Source organism: Dyadobacter sp. LHD-138 (genome assembly GCF_030929615.1).
Lineage (GTDB): Bacteria > Bacteroidota > Bacteroidia > Cytophagales > Spirosomataceae > Dyadobacter.
The window spans coordinates 165,519-182,023 of sequence record NZ_JAVFVU010000010.1 but is presented as its reverse complement, the minus strand read 5'-3'; the positions used below and the strand labels follow the sequence as shown (position 1 = coordinate 182,023).

Here is a 16,505-nt window from a genome sequence, read left to right as displayed (position 1 = left end):
ATAAACGATCCTAATCTGTTCATTAAATGTTAAAGAAACTTTTTTCTTTCTGTCTCTTAATAAGTCCTTTTCTTTCTGTTGCTCAAAAACAAACTGCTTTTACCCATGCCGATACACTTCGCGGGTCTGTTACACCGGAACGTGTATGGTGGGATCTCACCTATTATCATTTGAATGTGCGTCCAAATGCAAAGGACAGTACCATTTCCGGCAGCACCGTTATTAACTACCGGGTTTTGCAGCCCTATCAAACCTTGCAAGTCGATTTACAGGAACCTTTAAAAGTTGAAAAGGTTATTCAGGACGGGCAACCGCTTACGTTTAAAAGAGACGGCAATGCGTTCTTTATTGATTTAAGCAAGAAACAGGAGAAAGGGAAACTGGAATCCATTGAAGTTTTCTACTCGGGACGTCCGCGTCTGGCTCGACGTCCACCCTGGGATGGTGGTGTGCAGTGGGTTCCGGATGGTAATGGAAACACCATTATTTCAACCTCATGCCAGGGCCTCGGATCAAGTGTGTGGTGGCCATGCAAAGATCATATGTATGACGAACCGGACAGCATGATGATCAGCGTCACGGTCCCGAAAAAGATGACCGACGTATCCAACGGAAAACTCCGCAGCGTGGTTGAAAATAGTGATGATACCCATACTTTCAATTGGGCCGTTGTCAATCCGATTAATAATTACGGCGTAAATATGAACGTAGCAAATTATGTAAGCTGGAAAGAAATCTACAAAGGCGAAAAAGGTGACCTTCCCGTAAGTTTCTATGTCTATCCTGAAAATTTGGAAAAAGCGAAAGTTCAATTCCAGCAGGCAGGTAAAATGCTTAAGGCCTTTGAACATTGGTTTGGCCCCTACCCTTTTTACGAGGATGGATATAAATTGGTGGAGGTACCTTACCTGGGTATGGAACATCAGAGTTCGGTCACTTATGGAAATGGCTACAAAATGGGCTATCTCGGACGCGACCTATCCAAAACCGGCTGGGGATTAAAATGGGATTTTATCATCATCCATGAAAGCGGGCACGAATGGTTTGCCAACAACATCACCTACAAGGACGTGGCTGATATGTGGATTCATGAAAGTTTCACCAACTATTCCGAAAACCTTTACACGGAATATTATTTTGGTAAAGAAGCTGGCTCTGATTATGTGATTGGTACCCGCGCACTTATCGCGAACGATATGCCGATCATCGGTACCTACCATGTAAATCAGGAAGGTTCACGGGATATGTATTACAAAGGCGGAAATATGCTGCACACAATCCGCCAAGTCGTAAATGATGACGAAAAATGGCGTCAGATATTGAGAGGCCTTAACAAAACCTTCTATCATCAAACCGTTGAAACGGCTCAGATTGAAGGTTATATCAGTAAAAACGCGGGACGTGACCTCAGCAAGGTTTTTGACCAGTATTTAAGAGATACCCGTATTCCGGTTCTGGAATATTCTTTTAAAGGCAATAGTGTGCAGTACCGCTGGACCAATGTCGCAAACGGATTTGACATGCCCATTAAAATAAAACTGGGTGAAGGAAAAGATCTGTTCATTGAGCCCACTTCAGAATGGAAAACTTTGAAAACCAAGGGAGAAAAAACGCTGGTTGTAGACCCTAACTTCTATGTGGAATCAAAAGCTTTTAATCCCAGCATTCCATAATTAACAGATCCCCGTTCCGGGCGGAAATCCGAATCATACCATCGGTTTCCGCCTCATTGCTGTTCCCAGTCCGGTGGCCCAAAGTCAGCGTTTCATCGTTGAGATTATACTTCAAACCAGAAGTTACAATCCCCTCTACAACACCAACGGGAATAAGTGAAACCGGCGTTCCTGCCACATACCATTTTTCAAAAACGCCCGATAACGGGAAAATTTTCGAATAATCGTCAAATAGCACCAAACGGATCGTTTCCTTGTAACGCACCAGATTGGTAATATTGGTAATGGAATGATCCGCACGGCGACCGGTAGCCCAAACAATATTGGCTGCCGGAAACCCCTCGTCAATAAGATAATCAATGGCTTTTTCAAGATCTGTCTTTTCCTGATCCGGCGTATGCACAATCTTTAAAGGATGCTGACGAGTTCTGATATCTTCAAAATCATGATTTTGGTCAAAATCCCCCAACCAGACATCTATCTTAATGCCTAGTTCAAGAACCCGGTAAATGGCATGATCCAGGACAAGTACCAACGGGCTCCATTCCAGCAATTGCCCCAATAACTCCTCACTGCATGCCTCGCCATTGGCAATAATCAGTGCCGGCTCCTGTTTTTCTCTAATGATATGGTGTGAAGACATTAATTATTCTTATTTCGCTTTAATGAGGGAAACGAGCAGATCGAATCTGTTATCAAATTTACGTTCCATCTTATCAAAACGTTCATTTACTTCCTCACGCATATGATTTAAATCCTGTTTAATTTCAGCAACATCAATTTTAAGACCAGCAACATCAACTTTTAAAACGTTAACGTCAGCCTTCAAAACACTCACGTCTGTTTTAAGCTCGTTAACGTCAGCCTTCAAAACACTCACGTCTGTTTTAAGCTCGTTAACGTCAGCCTTCAAAACGCTCACGTCTGTTTTAAGCTCGTTAACGTCAGCCTTCAAAACGCTCACGTCTGTTTTAAGCTCGTTAACGTCAGCCTTCAAAACGCTCACATCAGTTTTAAGAATATTAACGTCAAGCTTCAAAACGCTGACATCCAGTTTCAGCGAATTGATATCCTTCTTCACACCAGACATATCCCGCCGCAAGCCGGATATATCCTTTCTCATTTCCGTTTGCTGTTTCTTAATATCAGCAAAACCTTTGTGCACCACCGTGGTCAGTTTTGCCAAACCACCGGCAATGATCTCAATTTGCCTCCCCTGATCCACAGAAATATTTTCCAACTGCTCCACCCGTTTAATTAAATTCATGTTCGTTCATAGTGTGTTGACAGATACATTTTTACAAATTACATCCAATATCAACAACATATTTTGCAACACAAATCTTAATCGAATTATGAATAATTTAATCTAAACCTTCAACGCCTTGGCCTGATTCCAGTACTCATCCATTTCGGCAAGCGTCATTTCTGTCAGCGATTTGCCATCGACTTTTGAAGCTTCCTCCATGTATTGAAAACGGCGAATGAACTTCTTATTGGTTCTTTCCAAAGCGGTTTCCGGGTTAATATCAACAAATCTCGAATAATTCACCAGTGAAAAAAGCAGATCGCCAAATTCAGCTTCTGCCTCGTTTTGATTAATGACTTCTTGCGATTCAATATTGAAGTTTTCCTTAAATTCCTGCAACTCTTCCTCGACCTTTTCCCAAACCTGCTGCTTTTCATCCCAATCAAAGCCGGCCCCCCGGGCTTTTTCCTGAATCCGCATCGCTTTCACCAAAGCTGGCAAAGAAGCCGGAACCCCGGACAGCACAGATTTATTCCCTTCCTTCAATTTAAGTTTTTCCCAATTTTGCTTAACCTGCTCCTCGGTATCGGCCTTGGTATCTCCGTAAATATGTGGATGGCGCGAAATCAGTTTTTCACTGATACCATGTAACACATCCGCGATATCAAATCTTGGTGCAAGATCCGGGTTATTTTCAGAAGCTATTTTCGCATAAAACACAATATGCAAAAGGACATCTCCCAGCTCCTTCTTTATTTCAGGCAAATCATTTTCAAGAATCGCGTCCGAAAGCTCATACGTTTCTTCTATGGTAAGATGCCGCAAGCTATCCATTGTCTGTTTCCGGTCCCAGGGGCACTGCGCACGAAGTTCATCCATGATGGTAAGCAGGCGGTCAAATGCCATCAGTTGCTGCTGGCGACTTTCGGGTAATTCATTGAAGTGTTTTTCCATGATACAAAGGTAATGTTTAGGTCTTGAAAACTTTGCAATCCGCTGCGGATCGCAATAAAACCAGCGAAGGCTTGCAATGCCATTTGCAAACGAACTTTTTTCATAACAAAATGATTTACAATAAGTCATCATTCATATTTTATCTATTGAAAAAAAAGCCAGCAACGAATTCCTTCAAGTCTTCTCCCCAAAAGTCAGAATCTTTCAAAAAGCGGTTTTCCGCTTTGCAAAATCTTCCCCGTTTTTTTCGCCTCGTCTGGGAAACCAATAAACTATTAACCGTTGGAAACGTTCTTTTCCGACTCGTCAAATCCGGACTCCCATTGATCATGCTTTACATCGGTAAAGAAATTATTGATGAAGTTGTCCGCCTTGCTGATCATCGCGCCGAATCGCACCAATATCTTTGGATGCTCGTTGGTGCCGAACTTGGGTTAACGATTGTCTCCGATCTTTTAAATCGTTGCATCAATCTTTTTGACAGCCTTCTGGGCGATCTGGTTGCCAATAAAACTTCCGTAGATCTGGTACACCATGCTGCAAAACTGGATTTGTATCAATTTGAAAATCCGGTTTTTTATGACAAACTGGAACGTGCCCGCCGCCAGACTTCCGGTCGCACCGTCCTGCTTTCGCAAACGCTGGCACAAATGCAGGACATCGTTACCTTGCTTTCTCTGGGAGCCGGCCTGATCGTTTTCAATCCATGGCTTATCCTGATATTGATCGTCGCCGTTATCCCGTCTTTTTTGGGCGAAACCCATTTTAACGAAAGAACCTATTCATTAACCCGCAGCTGGACACCGGAAAGACGTGAGCTTGATTACCTGCGCTACCTGGGTTCAAGTGCCGAAACTGCCAAGGAAGTGAAGGTATTTGGTCTTGAAAACTATCTTGCCAAACGTTTCAAAGCGCTTTCCGAAGAATATTTTTTAGCAAACCGCAGGATCGCCATCAGTCGTGCAGGCTGGGGCTATTTACTGTCTGCGATCGGAACATTGGCCTATTACGTCGCTTACTTGTTTGTATTGATGCAAACACTAACCGGGCTGATTACCATTGGTACCATGACCTTTCTTTCCGGGTCTTTCCAGCGTATGCACGGTATGTTGCAGGGCATTATGAGCCGCTTTTCAGGAATTGCCGAAAACGCGCTGTACCTCAAAGATCTGTTTGATTTTTTTGAAATTGAACCGACTATTCTGGCCAACGAGAACGGAAATGCCATCCCTCGCCCCATTAAAAATGGAATAACGTTTGAAAATGTCAGCTTCAAATACCCCGACAGTGATTTCTGGGCCATTAAAGATCTTTCCTTTGATCTGAACCCCGGCGAAAAACTGGCACTGGTTGGTGAAAACGGCGCAGGAAAAACAACCTTGGTCAAACTACTCGCCTGCTTATACAAACCGACCGAGGGAAGAATCCTGATTGACGGAATCGACATTCTGGATTATCAACTGGCGGATCTGAGAGCCAATATTGGCATTATTTTTCAGGACTATATCCGTTACGAAATGACGGTTTCCGACAACATTGCCGTCGGAGACATTGAAAATATTGATGATAAAGCAGCGATAACTGTTGCCTCCGATATGAGCATGGCCAGCGAGGTCATTGCGCAGCTGCCACATGGCTTTGATCAGGTTTTAGGTAAAAGATTCAAGGAAGGTACAGAGCTTTCCGGCGGGCAATGGCAAAAAATAGCTTTGGCACGCGCTTATATGCGGGATGCCCAGCTTATTGTTCTGGACGAACCCACTTCCACACTGGATGCAAGAGCTGAACACAAGGTTTTTCAGCGTTTCAGCGAATTGATCAATGGAAAAATGGCCGTGCTTATTTCCCATCGTTTCTCGACCGTGCGGATGGCCGACCGGATTTTATTCCTTGAAAAAGGGAGATTAATTGAATTGGGCTCTCATGAAGAATTGCTTAATCTGGACGGAAAGTACGCCGAACTTTTCCAATTGCAGGCACAGGGTTATCTTTGATCAAAAGGAAATTTTCAGACTGGTCTGTATAAGATTACTGCTGCATTTGGCAATAATCAGCCCGTTGGCATTTGTGATCACACCTTCTACGTGGATTATATTTTTGCCCGCGCGGATTACGCTGGCATTTGCCGTGACAATCTCCCCCGTTTTGGCCGCGTTTAAAAAATCACAGTTCAGATTAACCGAAGTGTAGGCAAAATCTCGTCCCAAAGCAAAAACCATCGTCCCGACAATGTCATCAAGAATCGTGGCAGCAATCCCCCCGTGAAGCACACGCATAGGATTGCACATATCTTCACGAACCACATATTCCACCTGCATACTGCCTTCCTGAATATCCAGAAGCTTTCCATTCAGCCATCTGCCGACGGGTGAAAAACTTTCCTGCATCGATTTACCAATCAAGGCCTGCATATATTCCAGGCGTGTCACTGCCTTATCCATGACGGATTTATCCGGTTCAGTCATTTTCAAAAATCGATTAAAGAAAGTAAATATACACAGGTATACATTTGAAAAATAGTAATTATCATAGATTTAGGTATTCCTTTGCGTCAATACTATGGATTTTATTGCTACGTATCAAAGGTAATTGCTACCTTTGCCCGAGTTTTTCGAAGACTTTAAAGAGTATCCAAATATGAATTTTACGTTATCACAAGTTCCTTCCCGTTCTGAAAAGCCTCGTGAAAAGGGAATTACGATGGTTATGGATAAAGGGCTCAGTATCAGGGAAACCGAAGATATGCTTTCCAGTGCCTCCACATTTATAGATATCGTAAAGCTGGGCTGGGCCACATCTTTTGTCACCTCCAACTTGAATGAAAAACTGGCCATATATAAAAATGCCGGGATTCCAGTATACTTCGGAGGAACGTTGTTCGAAGCCTTTGTTGTAAGAAATCAGTTTGACGACTACCGTAAACTGCTTGATAAATATGATCTGAAATTCGCCGAAGTATCCGATGGATCAATAGAAATGCATCAGGATGTTAAATGTGGATATATTCGCACTTTAGCACAGCAGGTTACCGTTTTATCTGAAGTGGGTTCAAAGGATGAAAATAAAATCATCCCTCCTTACAAATGGATTCAGCTCATTCAGTCAGAGCTGGAAGCGGGGGCGTGGAAAGTGATTGGAGAAGCAAGAGAATCCGGTAATGTGGGACTTTTCAGAGCAAGCGGTGAGGTTCGCCAGGGGCTGGTTGAAGAAATATTAACACAGATCCCTTTTGAAAAAATGCTTTGGGAAGCACCGCAAAAATCGCAGCAAGTTTGGTTTGTAAAACTTTTGGGAGCCAATGTGAACCTGGGCAATATTGCGCCAAGTGAACTTATTCCGCTGGAAACCATTAGGCTTGGCCTGCGGGGAGATACTTTCACCCACTTTTTGAATGCCAAAACAAAAAAAGAATGGAAAGTTGATTCCAAATAACTGTTTAAAACTCACCTTTCATATTTATAACGAATAAGTTAAACTTAAAAAAAGTCATGGAATTTTTAACGCAGTTTATTGACATTTTCCTCCACCTGGATAAGCATTTGTTTGATATCGTACAAGAATACGGTACGCTTACCTATGTGATTCTGTTTCTGATTGTTTTCACAGAAACCGGCCTGGTTATTATGCCACTGCTGCCTGGTGACTCGCTTCTTTTTGCGGCTGGCGCAATCGCGGCCAATGAAGGAACGGGACTAAACGTTTTCCTTATTATTGTAATCTTAATTGTTGCGGCACTTTTGGGTGACAATGTCAATTATTTTATGGGTAAAAAATTCGGCGGCGAGATAAAAAAACGTGAAAGAATATTATTCCTGAAAAGAGAATATCTTGAAAAAACCGAAGCTTTCTACGAAAAACATGGTGGAAGCACGGTGATTATGGCCCGTTTTATTCCTATCGTTCGTACTGTTGCTCCATTTGTTGCGGGTGCGGGCAGTATGAATTACACAAAATACATTGGCTATTGCGTTTTGGGCGCTCTTCTTTGGGTTCCTTCCCTAACGCTTCTTGGTTATTTCTTTGGAAATATGGAAGTTGTTAAGAAAAACTTCGAGCTGGTTATTTTTGGAATCATCGGATTCTCCATATTGCCTATGGTCTATCAGTTTCTTAAAAGCAAAATGGCTAAAACAAACGTAGCATAAGACTTGCCTTACCGTCACGATCCTACTGATACAAAGAATGCCCTGTTTCATGAACAGGGCATTTTTTGTATCAGTACGTATTTAGTGGCACAAAGCCTATTTCGAAGAATAATTCGGTGCTTCTTTCTGGATCATGATATCGTGCGGATGGCTTTCTTTTGAACCTGCCGTTGTTATTTTTACAAACTGCGCCCGATGTAAGGCTGTTATGTCAGGCGCCCCGCAATAACCCATTCCGGCTTTTAATCCGCCAACCATCTGATAAATAATTTCAGAAACTTTGCCTTTAAAAGGAACACGTCCTACAATTCCTTCCGGAACCAGTTTTTTGATATCATCTTCCGCATCCTGAAAATACCTGTCTTTCGATCCCTCTTCCATCGCCTCCACAGACCCCATACCCCGGTAAAGCTTAAATTTACGGCCCTCATAGATCACAATTTCACCCGGTGCCTCGTCGGTCCCGGCAAGCATGGAGCCGATCATCACCGTACTTGCCCCACCGGCAATGGCTTTGGTGACATCACCCGAAAAACGAATCCCACCGTCGGCAATGACCGGGACACCCGTCCCTTCCAGGGCTTCTGCTGCCGAAATAACGGCGGTTAACTGCGGAACCCCAATACCTGCAATGATCCTTGTCGTACAAATACTGCCTGGGCCAACACCCACCTTCACAGCATCTGCACCGGCATCGGCCAGGGCTTTTGCGGCATCACCTGTCGCCACGTTACCAGCAATAACCTGTAAATTCGGGAATGCTGTTTTGAGCTTCCGAACGGATTCAATCACATTGACATGATGTCCATGCGCCGTATCCAGACTTACCACATCCACACCGGCTTTTACCAGCGCTTCCACACGTTTATGTAAATCAGCCGTTACGCCAACAGCCGCACCAACCCGTAACCGGCCATACTCATCTTTACAGGCATTGGGATGCGATTTTCTTTTTAGAATATCCCGGTAAGTGATCAACCCTGTAAGCTGATAATCTTTGTTGACAATCGGGAGTTTTTCTATTTTATATTCTTCCAGAATCGTTTCCGATTCCTCCAATGTAATCCCCTCCAAAGCCGTAATCAACCGCTCTTTTGTCATAATTTCCGTAACCGGTTTCGACATTTCCCGCTGAAAACGAAGATCTCGGTTGGTCAGGATGCCGATCAGCTTTCTGGATTGATCAATAACAGGAATTCCGCCAATTTTAAATTCAGCCATAATCTGATACGCGTCTCCCAGCGTGGCGCCTTCGGTCAGGGTAATGGGGTCGAGAATCATCCCGCTTTCTGAACGTTTTACTTTACGAACCTGCTCGGCCTGCGCTTCGAGCGTCATATTTTTATGGATAATACCGATACCGCCCTCCTGAGCCATGGCGATCGCCAGTTCATACTCCGTGACAGTATCCATAGCCGCTGAAATAAACGGTATGTTCAGAGAAATTTTCCGGGTAAGCTGGGTAGTAGTTTTTGTGTCTCGCGGAAGTACTTCCGAATAGGCAGGCAATAAAAGGACGTCGTCGTAAGTAAGCGCCTCGAAGAGGACTTTGGTGGGATTTGTGCTCATAGCAAATAATCGATTTGTTATTTGCCAGGTAAAACTAATAATAAGTTTGGAGTCTGACAAAAAAATCATCTTCCGCACCCAATATTATTTTCCTAAATCCTCGATTTTCAGCAGTTTAGTTTTCTTTGATTTTTTAAAAATTATTAATTAAAAATACAGCCACAAAAAAATATTTAAAATATTGATAAACCGGTTTAGGGATTTTTATTCTTTGTTTGACTATACCTTTGTATCCACATAGCGGAAACCCCATGGTCAAGTTTTTAACCGATGAACAGCTGGTTATTCAACTCAATGAAAGCAATAAACGTGCTTTCGGGGAAATCTACGACCGTTATTGGTACAAACTTTTTTGTATCGCTTATCATCAGATCGGCACCCGAGAAGAGGCCGAAGAACTTGTGCATGATTTATTTGAAAGTCTCTGGCACCGGAGAGACCAAAGTAGTATCCGGCACCTGAGCTCCTATCTGGTACTTTCGATGAAACACCTGATAACAAATTTTATCAAGTCAAAAATTACCTGGCGGAAATACAAGGAACATATTCTCCTCCAGAAGATGCAGGAAGCCTCCATAACGGATGATGACGTTGAATTTACGGATTTGTCCCAGGCTTTGGATGCTGCGTTAAAAAAACTTCCTGAGAAAACGAGCAAAATTTTTCAGCTAAGCCGGTTTGAAAATCAGTCGGTGAAGGATATTGCCAGGGAGCTGAATTTATCTGAAAAAGCCGTCGAATATCATATTACGAAGTCGCTTAAAATTTTAAAAGACCACCTTTGGATCTATCACACACCTAACTAAAATCACGCCGTTGAAACTTAAAAGATGAATCAATTTGATTTCGATATCCTATTACAGAAATATCTGTCGGGAGAGCAAACGCCCGAGGAGGAAAAGTATGTCCGGGAATATCTGGAAAATAATCCACCTGTGACATCTCCTGTTTTTGAGTTTGAAAAAGAGCAGATCGGTGAAAGGATCAAACAGAAACTCCATAAAAGCACCTTTGGAGAACCCTGGCAAATTCGTTTTTTACCATGGATTAAAGGAGTTGCTGCTTCGATCCTGTTGGTTTCAGGGGGCTGGCTTCTGATGAACAGGCTTCAAAATAAAGAATCAGCAAGTATTGAAACGATTGAAAAACGCGGCGTTATCGAAGTAAAAAATACCTCCAACAGCCCTCAACGGGTCTCGTTGAAAGATGGTAGCGTTGTGATTCTAAAACAAAAAAGCAGCATCAGTTTCCCCGAACATTTCGGAGAAGAGCGTCGGCTGGTTTACCTGCACGGCGAAGCTTTTTTTCAGGTAAAAAGAAATCCGGCCAAACCGTTTGTGGTATCTACGGAAAATCTGGCAACGCAGGTGCTGGGTACCAGTTTCACCATTAAATCCTATGACGACGCGCGCTCGATTGAAGTTTTGGTTGCTACTGGCCGCGTTTCCGTGTATGAAGTAGCCGATAAGGTTTCAAACAGTAACGGGGTTATTCTGACAAGGAATCAAAAAATCGTTTTTGACAAAAAATCAAAAAAAATGGAATTGGCAATCGTGGAAAATCCGGCTATTGCGATCTCCCAACTGGTACCAACCCATGGTTTTTCATTTTTGGAAACGCCGGTAAAAGACGCGTTTTCTTTGCTTGAAAAAGCATATGGTATCGATATCGTGATCGAAAACGATGCCGTAGAAACCTGTTTGTTCACCGGTGATCTGACTGATCTTTCACTTTTTGAACAGTTAGATCTGATATGTAAGTCTGTCAATGCAAGTTATGAACGGCGGGGAACAACGCTTTTTGTAAGAGGCGAAGGATGTACAAAATAAGTTTGTAACAATAAAAGAAGGTGCCGGAAATGCTCCAACATAACCGGCACCAATCAAGTCCCTGCTGAAAATCAGCAGGATGTTTCACGTTTTTGCGTTTCGTTAACCACAAAAACTTTTAAAATTATGAATAAAAAAATACCCCTCAAAAGGATTGTTTACAAAGCCATGCGTACGACCGTAAAGCAACTGTTTATCTCAATTTTATGCTGTGGTATTTCCATGGCCCATTCGCTAAGCGGCCAGGAGTTGCTAAGCAAGGAGATTTCGCTTAAGGTGGAATCGATGGAAATAAAAAAGATCCTTAATCTTATCGAAAAGCAGGCGGATGTAAAATTCGTGTTTAGCACGAGTAGCATACAAAATGCGCAAAGTACTTCTTTAAAGGAACTTAAGGGGCCGTTAAACAAGGTACTTGACCAGTTATTAAATCCGTTAAATGTATCTTATGAAGTCGTGGGCAATACCCGGATTTTACTTAGAAAAAAGCCATCAGGAACCGCAATTCCAGCCCAGGGGCTACATTTCCTTAATCAGCTGATAGAACGTCAAATTTCGGGAAAGGTAGTTGACGAGAAAGGTGAAGGCCTGCCCGGCGTTAATATCCTCGTGCTGGGCAGTCAACAGGGAACTTCTACCAACGAAAAAGGGGACTATCAGCTCGCTGTTCCGGATGGCACAGTGAGGCTAAAATTTTCATTTATCGGTTATGTCAGTCAGGAAGTTGTTCTGGATAAAGGTACTGTTGTTAATATATCACTCGTGCCCGATGTGAGCGCTTTAAGAGAGATCGTGGTAGTCGGTTACGGTACGCAGGAAAAGAAAGATGTGACGGGTGCCGTGTCATCCGTAAAAGGTTCTGATTTCCAGGATCTTCCGTCCGGCGGGGCTCAGCAGGCCCTTCAGGGCCGTGCCGCCGGGGTTAACATTGTCAGAAACGGCGGTGCTCCGGGAGATGCCGGAACAATCCAGATCCGCGGTTTTGGAACGGTAAATAATGCATCGCCGCTTGTTGTAATTGACGGCGTACCTTCAGGTACCATGAACGATGTCAACCCTAATGATATCGAATCGATTGAAATTTTGAAAGACGCTTCGGCTTCTGCTATTTACGGAACGCGTGCCGCGAACGGGGTTATCATCATTACCACCAAACGCGGGAAATTTGATAACCCGATTGCCCTTACGGTAAATGCCTATCTGGGTGTGACCAACCGGATCAAAACGCTGGATGTACTCGATGCCAATTCTCTGGCCACGTTAAAACGTGAGGCCTACACAAACGATGGTCTGCCTGTTCCGGCAATATGGCAGGATCCAAAATACCAGACACAGCTTACCAACTGGCAGGATGAGTTATTGAAACAGGGTATCACAAGAAATTACGATGCGTCAATCAGAGGCGGTGGAAAATATTCCTCTTTCGCGATTTCAGGTGGTTATTACAATGAAAAAGGGATCATTGGCAATTCAAATTACAAACGGCTGACTTTTCGTATAAATTCGGACCACAAAATTGGGTCACGAATCAAGATCGGCCAGAATTTCCAATTTACCAATACCCACAACAGCTCTCCCGATACCAAATCCTCACAAACAGGCTTGCTGTGGAGTGCCATTCGTTTTCATCCAGGTTTGCCCGTTAAAAATGCTGACGGATCGTACAGTTCCACCCAGGGAATCGGCGCCTTCGGAGACATCAACAACCCGGTTTTCACCGTTGACAACCAGGATACAGACAATATCCGTAATCGCTTCCTAGGTAGCGTTACCGGTGAACTTGAAATTCTGGAAGGGCTTAAACTGCGCGCCAATGTTGCGATGGATGCTACTTTCGGAGAAAGCCATACTTTTGACATTAAGATCAACGATCAGTTCAGGACCAATTCTTTCAATCAGCTGAGTTTAAGCCACGATAAAAACTGGTCGTTTCTTCAGGAGTATTTCCTGTCTTATGACAAAAAATTTGGTCAGCATTCACTAAATCTGGTTGGTGGTTACACTTCCCAGACTTTCAATGATATTTATTCCAATCAGCGTGGACGTGATTTCGCCAGTGAGGATCCATCCCTGCGTTACATGCAGTATGCAGGAACCATTGTTTCCATCGGCCTCAACGACGGCGGCAATGGCGGACGCAGTTATGATGCCCTGGCTTCTGTATTTGGCCGGGTAAATTATTCTTTCAAAGACCGCTATTTGTTAACCGCGACGGTCCGCAGTGACGGTTCTTCAAAGTTTGCTCCCGGCAACCAATGGGGTTATTTCCCTGCTTTTTCAGCGGGATGGAGAATTTCGGAAGAAGATTTTTTCAAAAATGCACTGCCGGTTTTCAGCAACTTCAAGTTAACTGGCGGCTGGGGACAATTGGGTAACCAGAACGTCGCGTCGATGCAATATCTTGCTTTGATCAACTCGTCTTACCGCTATGCATTTGGCAACGGAGGCGTACAAAATCAAATTGCCGGTGCTGCACAAAGTCGCCTCGCCAATGTCCATATCGGTTGGGAAACGGCGGAAATGAGCAACTTCGGTCTGGAAGCAGGGTTATTGAAAAACAGCCTTTATTTCTCAGCAAACTATTTCATCAAGGATACCAAGAAAATGCTTCTGGCACCTCCGTCCATCGGAACCATCGGAACATCAACCATTCCTGATCAAAACATAGGGCAGCTGAGAAACCAGGGACTTGAAGTGGAAGCTTCCTATCGTCGTACGGTTGGAGATTTTACGTTTAATTTCAGCGGTAATGCAACATTTATCAAAAACAGAATTACCAAACTGGCCACCCCGGGCGGTTTCCTTGCAACGCAGTTGTACGGAAGAGGCCAGCAGGAAATTGTCCGTACCTATGAAGGACATCCATATGGCACTTTTTATGGATACAAAACAGATGGTCTTTACCAAAATCAGGGTCAGATCGATTCTGACGCCAATATCGCTAACGACTCCCGCCGTACCGACGGACAGATCCATCCCGGCGACGTCCGCTTTGTGGATTTAAATAAAGATGGCATCATTGACGACCAGGACAGAACCATCATTGGCAGCCCGCAACCTAAAATCAACTACGGTTTTTCAGCCGGCGTTAATTACAAAGGATTTGACTTTAATCTCTTCTTTGTTGGTGTAGGCGGTGTTTCCATTTACAATGCCGACCGGATGCAGGGACTTGACGCGAGTTATTCCTTTAATCTTTATGCCGAAGAACAAAATCGCTGGCATGGTGACGGGACGAGTAATACCGTTCCGCGCGTAAGCATCGATAATGCAAACCGTAATTTCCGTCCTTCGGATCTTTTCGTTGAAAAGGGTGATTTCTTACGTTTAAAAAATATGACGTTGGGTTATACGATTCCGAAATCTGTGATCAGTAAATTAAAAATGTCGCAGGCGAGAATTTATGTTACCGGTCAGAATATTATCACGTTTACAAAATACTCCGGCTTAAACCCTGAACTGGGATATGTTGGCGGCGGCTCAGGGCAATACAACCAGCTTAATGTTGACTACGCTCAATATCCTTTGGCCAGAACATGGACAATCGGTGCTTCGCTATCTTTCTAATCCCAACGTTCAGATTTTATTCCAGCAGAATTTCTACTATTTATGAAAAAGATAACTACACTCGCCGGCTATATTTTTCTTGCAACGTTAATCAGTTGTCAGGATAACTTACTCGATACAACGCCCTACGGACAGGTTACATCACAGCAATACTGGCGCAATGGCGACGACGTTGTGGCGGCTACCAATGCCATTTATGCCCCATTGCTAAACGAAGACGGATTCGCACATACAGAATATACCTTCGATAACTGCTCAGATGACATGAACCGCGCCGGTGACCATGCGGACGAAACAGCCTTGGAAATGTTTACTTTCGATGCTTCCAATTCGCATATTCTGGCAACCTGGTCCACCAAATACGAAGTTATTTCAAGAGCGAACGCCGTGCTTATCAACGCTCCCAAGGTTAAAATGGATGACGCTTTGCGCAACCGCAGCATGGGCGAGGCTTATTTTCTGAGAGGATTTATCTACTGGCGTCTTTCATTAATCTATGGGGAAGTCCCGATTTTACTGGAAGAAGATGCCATTAACCAAACCTATAACAAACCAAAATCGACCCTGGTGCAAGTACGTGCGCAGGCGGAGGCCGATTTTCAGAAAGCAGCAACACTATTGCCGGTAACGTATGAGGCTGCCGAAGGAGGCCGTGTGACGCAGGGAGCTGCCTATGGTTTTCTGGCGAAATTATATGTTTATCAGGAAAACTGGGCCAAGGCGATTGAAGCAAGTACCAAAGTAACGTCAAACGCCGCCTACAAACTGGCAACCGGTTTCAATCAGAATTTTGAACTGGTAACGGAGAATAACACCGAGACATTGTTTTCTCTCCAATACGAAACCGGCTGGACTGCTGATAACTCTCCGGCCTATTACCACACGCCTCAGGCTTTTGGCGGCTGGGGCTTTCATGAACCAATCCAGGATCTGGTCAATGAATTTGAAGCAGGCGATCCGAGACGGGCTTATTCTATTTTCAGTCCAGGTGATACCGTAACACAGGGCTCGCAGGGGAATGTTAAATTTACAGCCGATATGACGCGTGTCACGGGTTATGCATTCAAAAAATATACGCAGTTTACCGCTTCGGGCGATATGGACCAGAGTTTAAATTCACCTTTCCTGCGTTCAGCGGATGTCTATCTTTTGGCCGCAGAAGCTAAAATACGGTCAGGACAAAACGGGGATACTGAATTGAATGTGGTTAGAAAACGTGCTGGCTTGAAGTCGATCACAAACGCGACCATCAAAGATATCATGCATGAACGCCGGGTGGAACTTGCAGGTGAAAATGAAAGGCATCAGGATTTGATGCGCTGGGATAAAGCGGGTTTAATCGATATCACGGCACATTATAAAATTGCCCGCGGGCCTTATAAACCTAGCCGCAATTTCGTAAAACCAAAACATTATTACTTCCCGCTTCCACAACGTGAGGTTGATTTAAGTAATGGCGTGCTGATTCAGAATAGCAATTATTAATGGTGAATGGAATTGGCCCGAATGATTTGGTGCC

General features: G+C 43.8%; 13 protein-coding genes. 8 read left to right on the top strand and 5 right to left on the bottom strand.

The window, feature by feature from the left end; translation table 11 throughout:
* The first annotated feature begins 26 nt into the window (after window positions 1–26).
* A complete protein-coding gene (locus tag RB622_RS09525) occupies window positions 27–1,673 on the top strand; it encodes a M1 family metallopeptidase (RefSeq protein WP_308046316.1) in 1,647 nt (548 codons plus the stop codon).
* Here the strand turns inward: RB622_RS09525 and RB622_RS09520 are convergent.
* The 3 genes from RB622_RS09520 to mazG form a co-directional block, all read right to left on the bottom strand.
* Window positions 1,654–2,316 carry a thiamine diphosphokinase gene (locus RB622_RS09520; RefSeq protein WP_308046315.1) on the bottom strand — a complete coding sequence of 221 codons (663 nt, stop codon included), beginning with the start codon at window positions 2,314–2,316 and terminating at the stop codon, window positions 1,654–1,656. The two genes, RB622_RS09525 and RB622_RS09520, sit on opposite strands and share 20 nt — an antisense overlap.
* A gap of 9 nt (window positions 2,317–2,325) precedes the next feature.
* A complete protein-coding gene (locus RB622_RS09515) occupies window positions 2,326–2,940 on the bottom strand; it encodes a hypothetical protein (RefSeq protein WP_308046314.1) in 615 nt (204 codons plus the stop codon).
* A gap of 102 nt (window positions 2,941–3,042) precedes the next feature.
* On the bottom strand, window positions 3,043–3,876 hold the full coding sequence (gene mazG / locus RB622_RS09510; protein ID WP_308046313.1) for a nucleoside triphosphate pyrophosphohydrolase: 834 nt from the start codon (window positions 3,874–3,876) through the stop codon (window positions 3,043–3,045).
* Between the two features lie 146 nt (window positions 3,877–4,022).
* Here mazG and RB622_RS09505 point away from each other — a divergent pair, with 146 nt between their 5' ends.
* Entirely contained in the window at window positions 4,023–5,870 is a 1,848-nt protein-coding gene (locus RB622_RS09505; protein WP_308046312.1) for an ABC transporter ATP-binding protein, read from the top strand.
* Here RB622_RS09505 and RB622_RS09500 read toward each other — a convergent pair whose 3' ends face one another.
* Window positions 5,871–6,341: a PaaI family thioesterase gene (locus RB622_RS09500; RefSeq protein ID WP_308046311.1), complete on the bottom strand. Its 471-nt coding sequence runs from the start codon at window positions 6,339–6,341 to the stop codon at window positions 5,871–5,873.
* 172 nt (window positions 6,342–6,513) lie between these two features.
* Between RB622_RS09500 and RB622_RS09495 the strand changes: the two genes are divergently transcribed.
* Window positions 6,514–7,308 (top strand): phosphosulfolactate synthase, encoded by a 795-nt coding sequence (locus RB622_RS09495; protein WP_308046310.1) that lies wholly within the window; start codon window positions 6,514–6,516, stop codon window positions 7,306–7,308.
* A gap of 56 nt (window positions 7,309–7,364) precedes the next feature.
* Window positions 7,365–8,021: a DedA family protein gene (locus RB622_RS09490; protein WP_308046309.1), complete on the top strand. Its 657-nt coding sequence runs from the start codon at window positions 7,365–7,367 to the stop codon at window positions 8,019–8,021.
* A 96-nt stretch (window positions 8,022–8,117) separates the two neighbouring features.
* On the opposite strand, the gene guaB is transcribed toward RB622_RS09490, so the two are convergent.
* Window positions 8,118–9,590 carry an IMP dehydrogenase gene (gene guaB, locus RB622_RS09485; RefSeq protein ID WP_308046308.1) on the bottom strand — a complete coding sequence of 491 codons (1,473 nt, stop codon included), beginning with the start codon at window positions 9,588–9,590 and terminating at the stop codon, window positions 8,118–8,120.
* A gap of 251 nt (window positions 9,591–9,841) precedes the next feature.
* On the opposite strand from guaB, the gene RB622_RS09480 reads away from it, so the two are divergent.
* The 4 genes from RB622_RS09480 to RB622_RS09465 all read left to right on the top strand — a co-directional run bounded on the left by RB622_RS09480 (window position 9,842) and on the right by RB622_RS09465 (window position 16,471).
* Window positions 9,842–10,396: an RNA polymerase sigma-70 factor gene (locus RB622_RS09480; protein ID WP_308046307.1), complete on the top strand. Its 555-nt coding sequence runs from the start codon at window positions 9,842–9,844 to the stop codon at window positions 10,394–10,396.
* 24 nt (window positions 10,397–10,420) lie between these two features.
* The gene (locus tag RB622_RS09475; RefSeq protein WP_308046306.1) at window positions 10,421–11,419 is read left to right on the top strand and encodes a FecR family protein; all 999 of its coding nucleotides are present in this window, start codon (window positions 10,421–10,423) and stop codon (window positions 11,417–11,419) included.
* Window positions 11,420–11,545: 126 nt separating this feature from the next.
* Entirely contained in the window at window positions 11,546–14,986 is a 3,441-nt protein-coding gene (locus RB622_RS09470) for a TonB-dependent receptor (protein WP_308046305.1), read from the top strand.
* 42 nt (window positions 14,987–15,028) lie between these two features.
* Entirely contained in the window at window positions 15,029–16,471 is a 1,443-nt protein-coding gene (locus RB622_RS09465; protein WP_308046304.1) for a RagB/SusD family nutrient uptake outer membrane protein, read from the top strand.
* Window positions 16,472–16,505 lie beyond the last annotated feature (34 nt).

Bases quoted from the DNA above. Each gene is read 5' to 3' on its own strand.
- RB622_RS09465 (WP_308046304.1), top strand. From the start codon at position 15,029: ATGAAAAAGATAACTACACTCGCCGGCTATATTTTTCTTGCAACGTTA.
- RB622_RS09520 (WP_308046315.1), bottom strand. From the start codon at position 2,316: ATGTCTTCACACCATATCATTAGAGAAAAACAGGAGCCGGCACTGATT.
- RB622_RS09500 (WP_308046311.1), bottom strand. From the start codon at position 6,341: ATGACTGAACCGGATAAATCCGTCATGGATAAGGCAGTGACACGCCTG.
- RB622_RS09515 (WP_308046314.1), bottom strand. From the start codon at position 2,940: ATGAATTTAATTAAACGGGTGGAGCAGTTGGAAAATATTTCTGTGGAT.
- RB622_RS09525 (WP_308046316.1), top strand. From the start codon at position 27: ATGTTAAAGAAACTTTTTTCTTTCTGTCTCTTAATAAGTCCTTTTCTT.
- mazG (WP_308046313.1), bottom strand. From the start codon at position 3,876: ATGGAAAAACACTTCAATGAATTACCCGAAAGTCGCCAGCAGCAACTG.
- RB622_RS09495 (WP_308046310.1), top strand. From the start codon at position 6,514: ATGAATTTTACGTTATCACAAGTTCCTTCCCGTTCTGAAAAGCCTCGT.
- RB622_RS09480 (WP_308046307.1), top strand. From the start codon at position 9,842: ATGGTCAAGTTTTTAACCGATGAACAGCTGGTTATTCAACTCAATGAA.
- RB622_RS09470 (WP_308046305.1), top strand. From the start codon at position 11,546: ATGAATAAAAAAATACCCCTCAAAAGGATTGTTTACAAAGCCATGCGT.
- RB622_RS09475 (WP_308046306.1), top strand. From the start codon at position 10,421: ATGAATCAATTTGATTTCGATATCCTATTACAGAAATATCTGTCGGGA.
- RB622_RS09490 (WP_308046309.1), top strand. From the start codon at position 7,365: ATGGAATTTTTAACGCAGTTTATTGACATTTTCCTCCACCTGGATAAG.
- guaB (WP_308046308.1), bottom strand. From the start codon at position 9,590: ATGAGCACAAATCCCACCAAAGTCCTCTTCGAGGCGCTTACTTACGAC.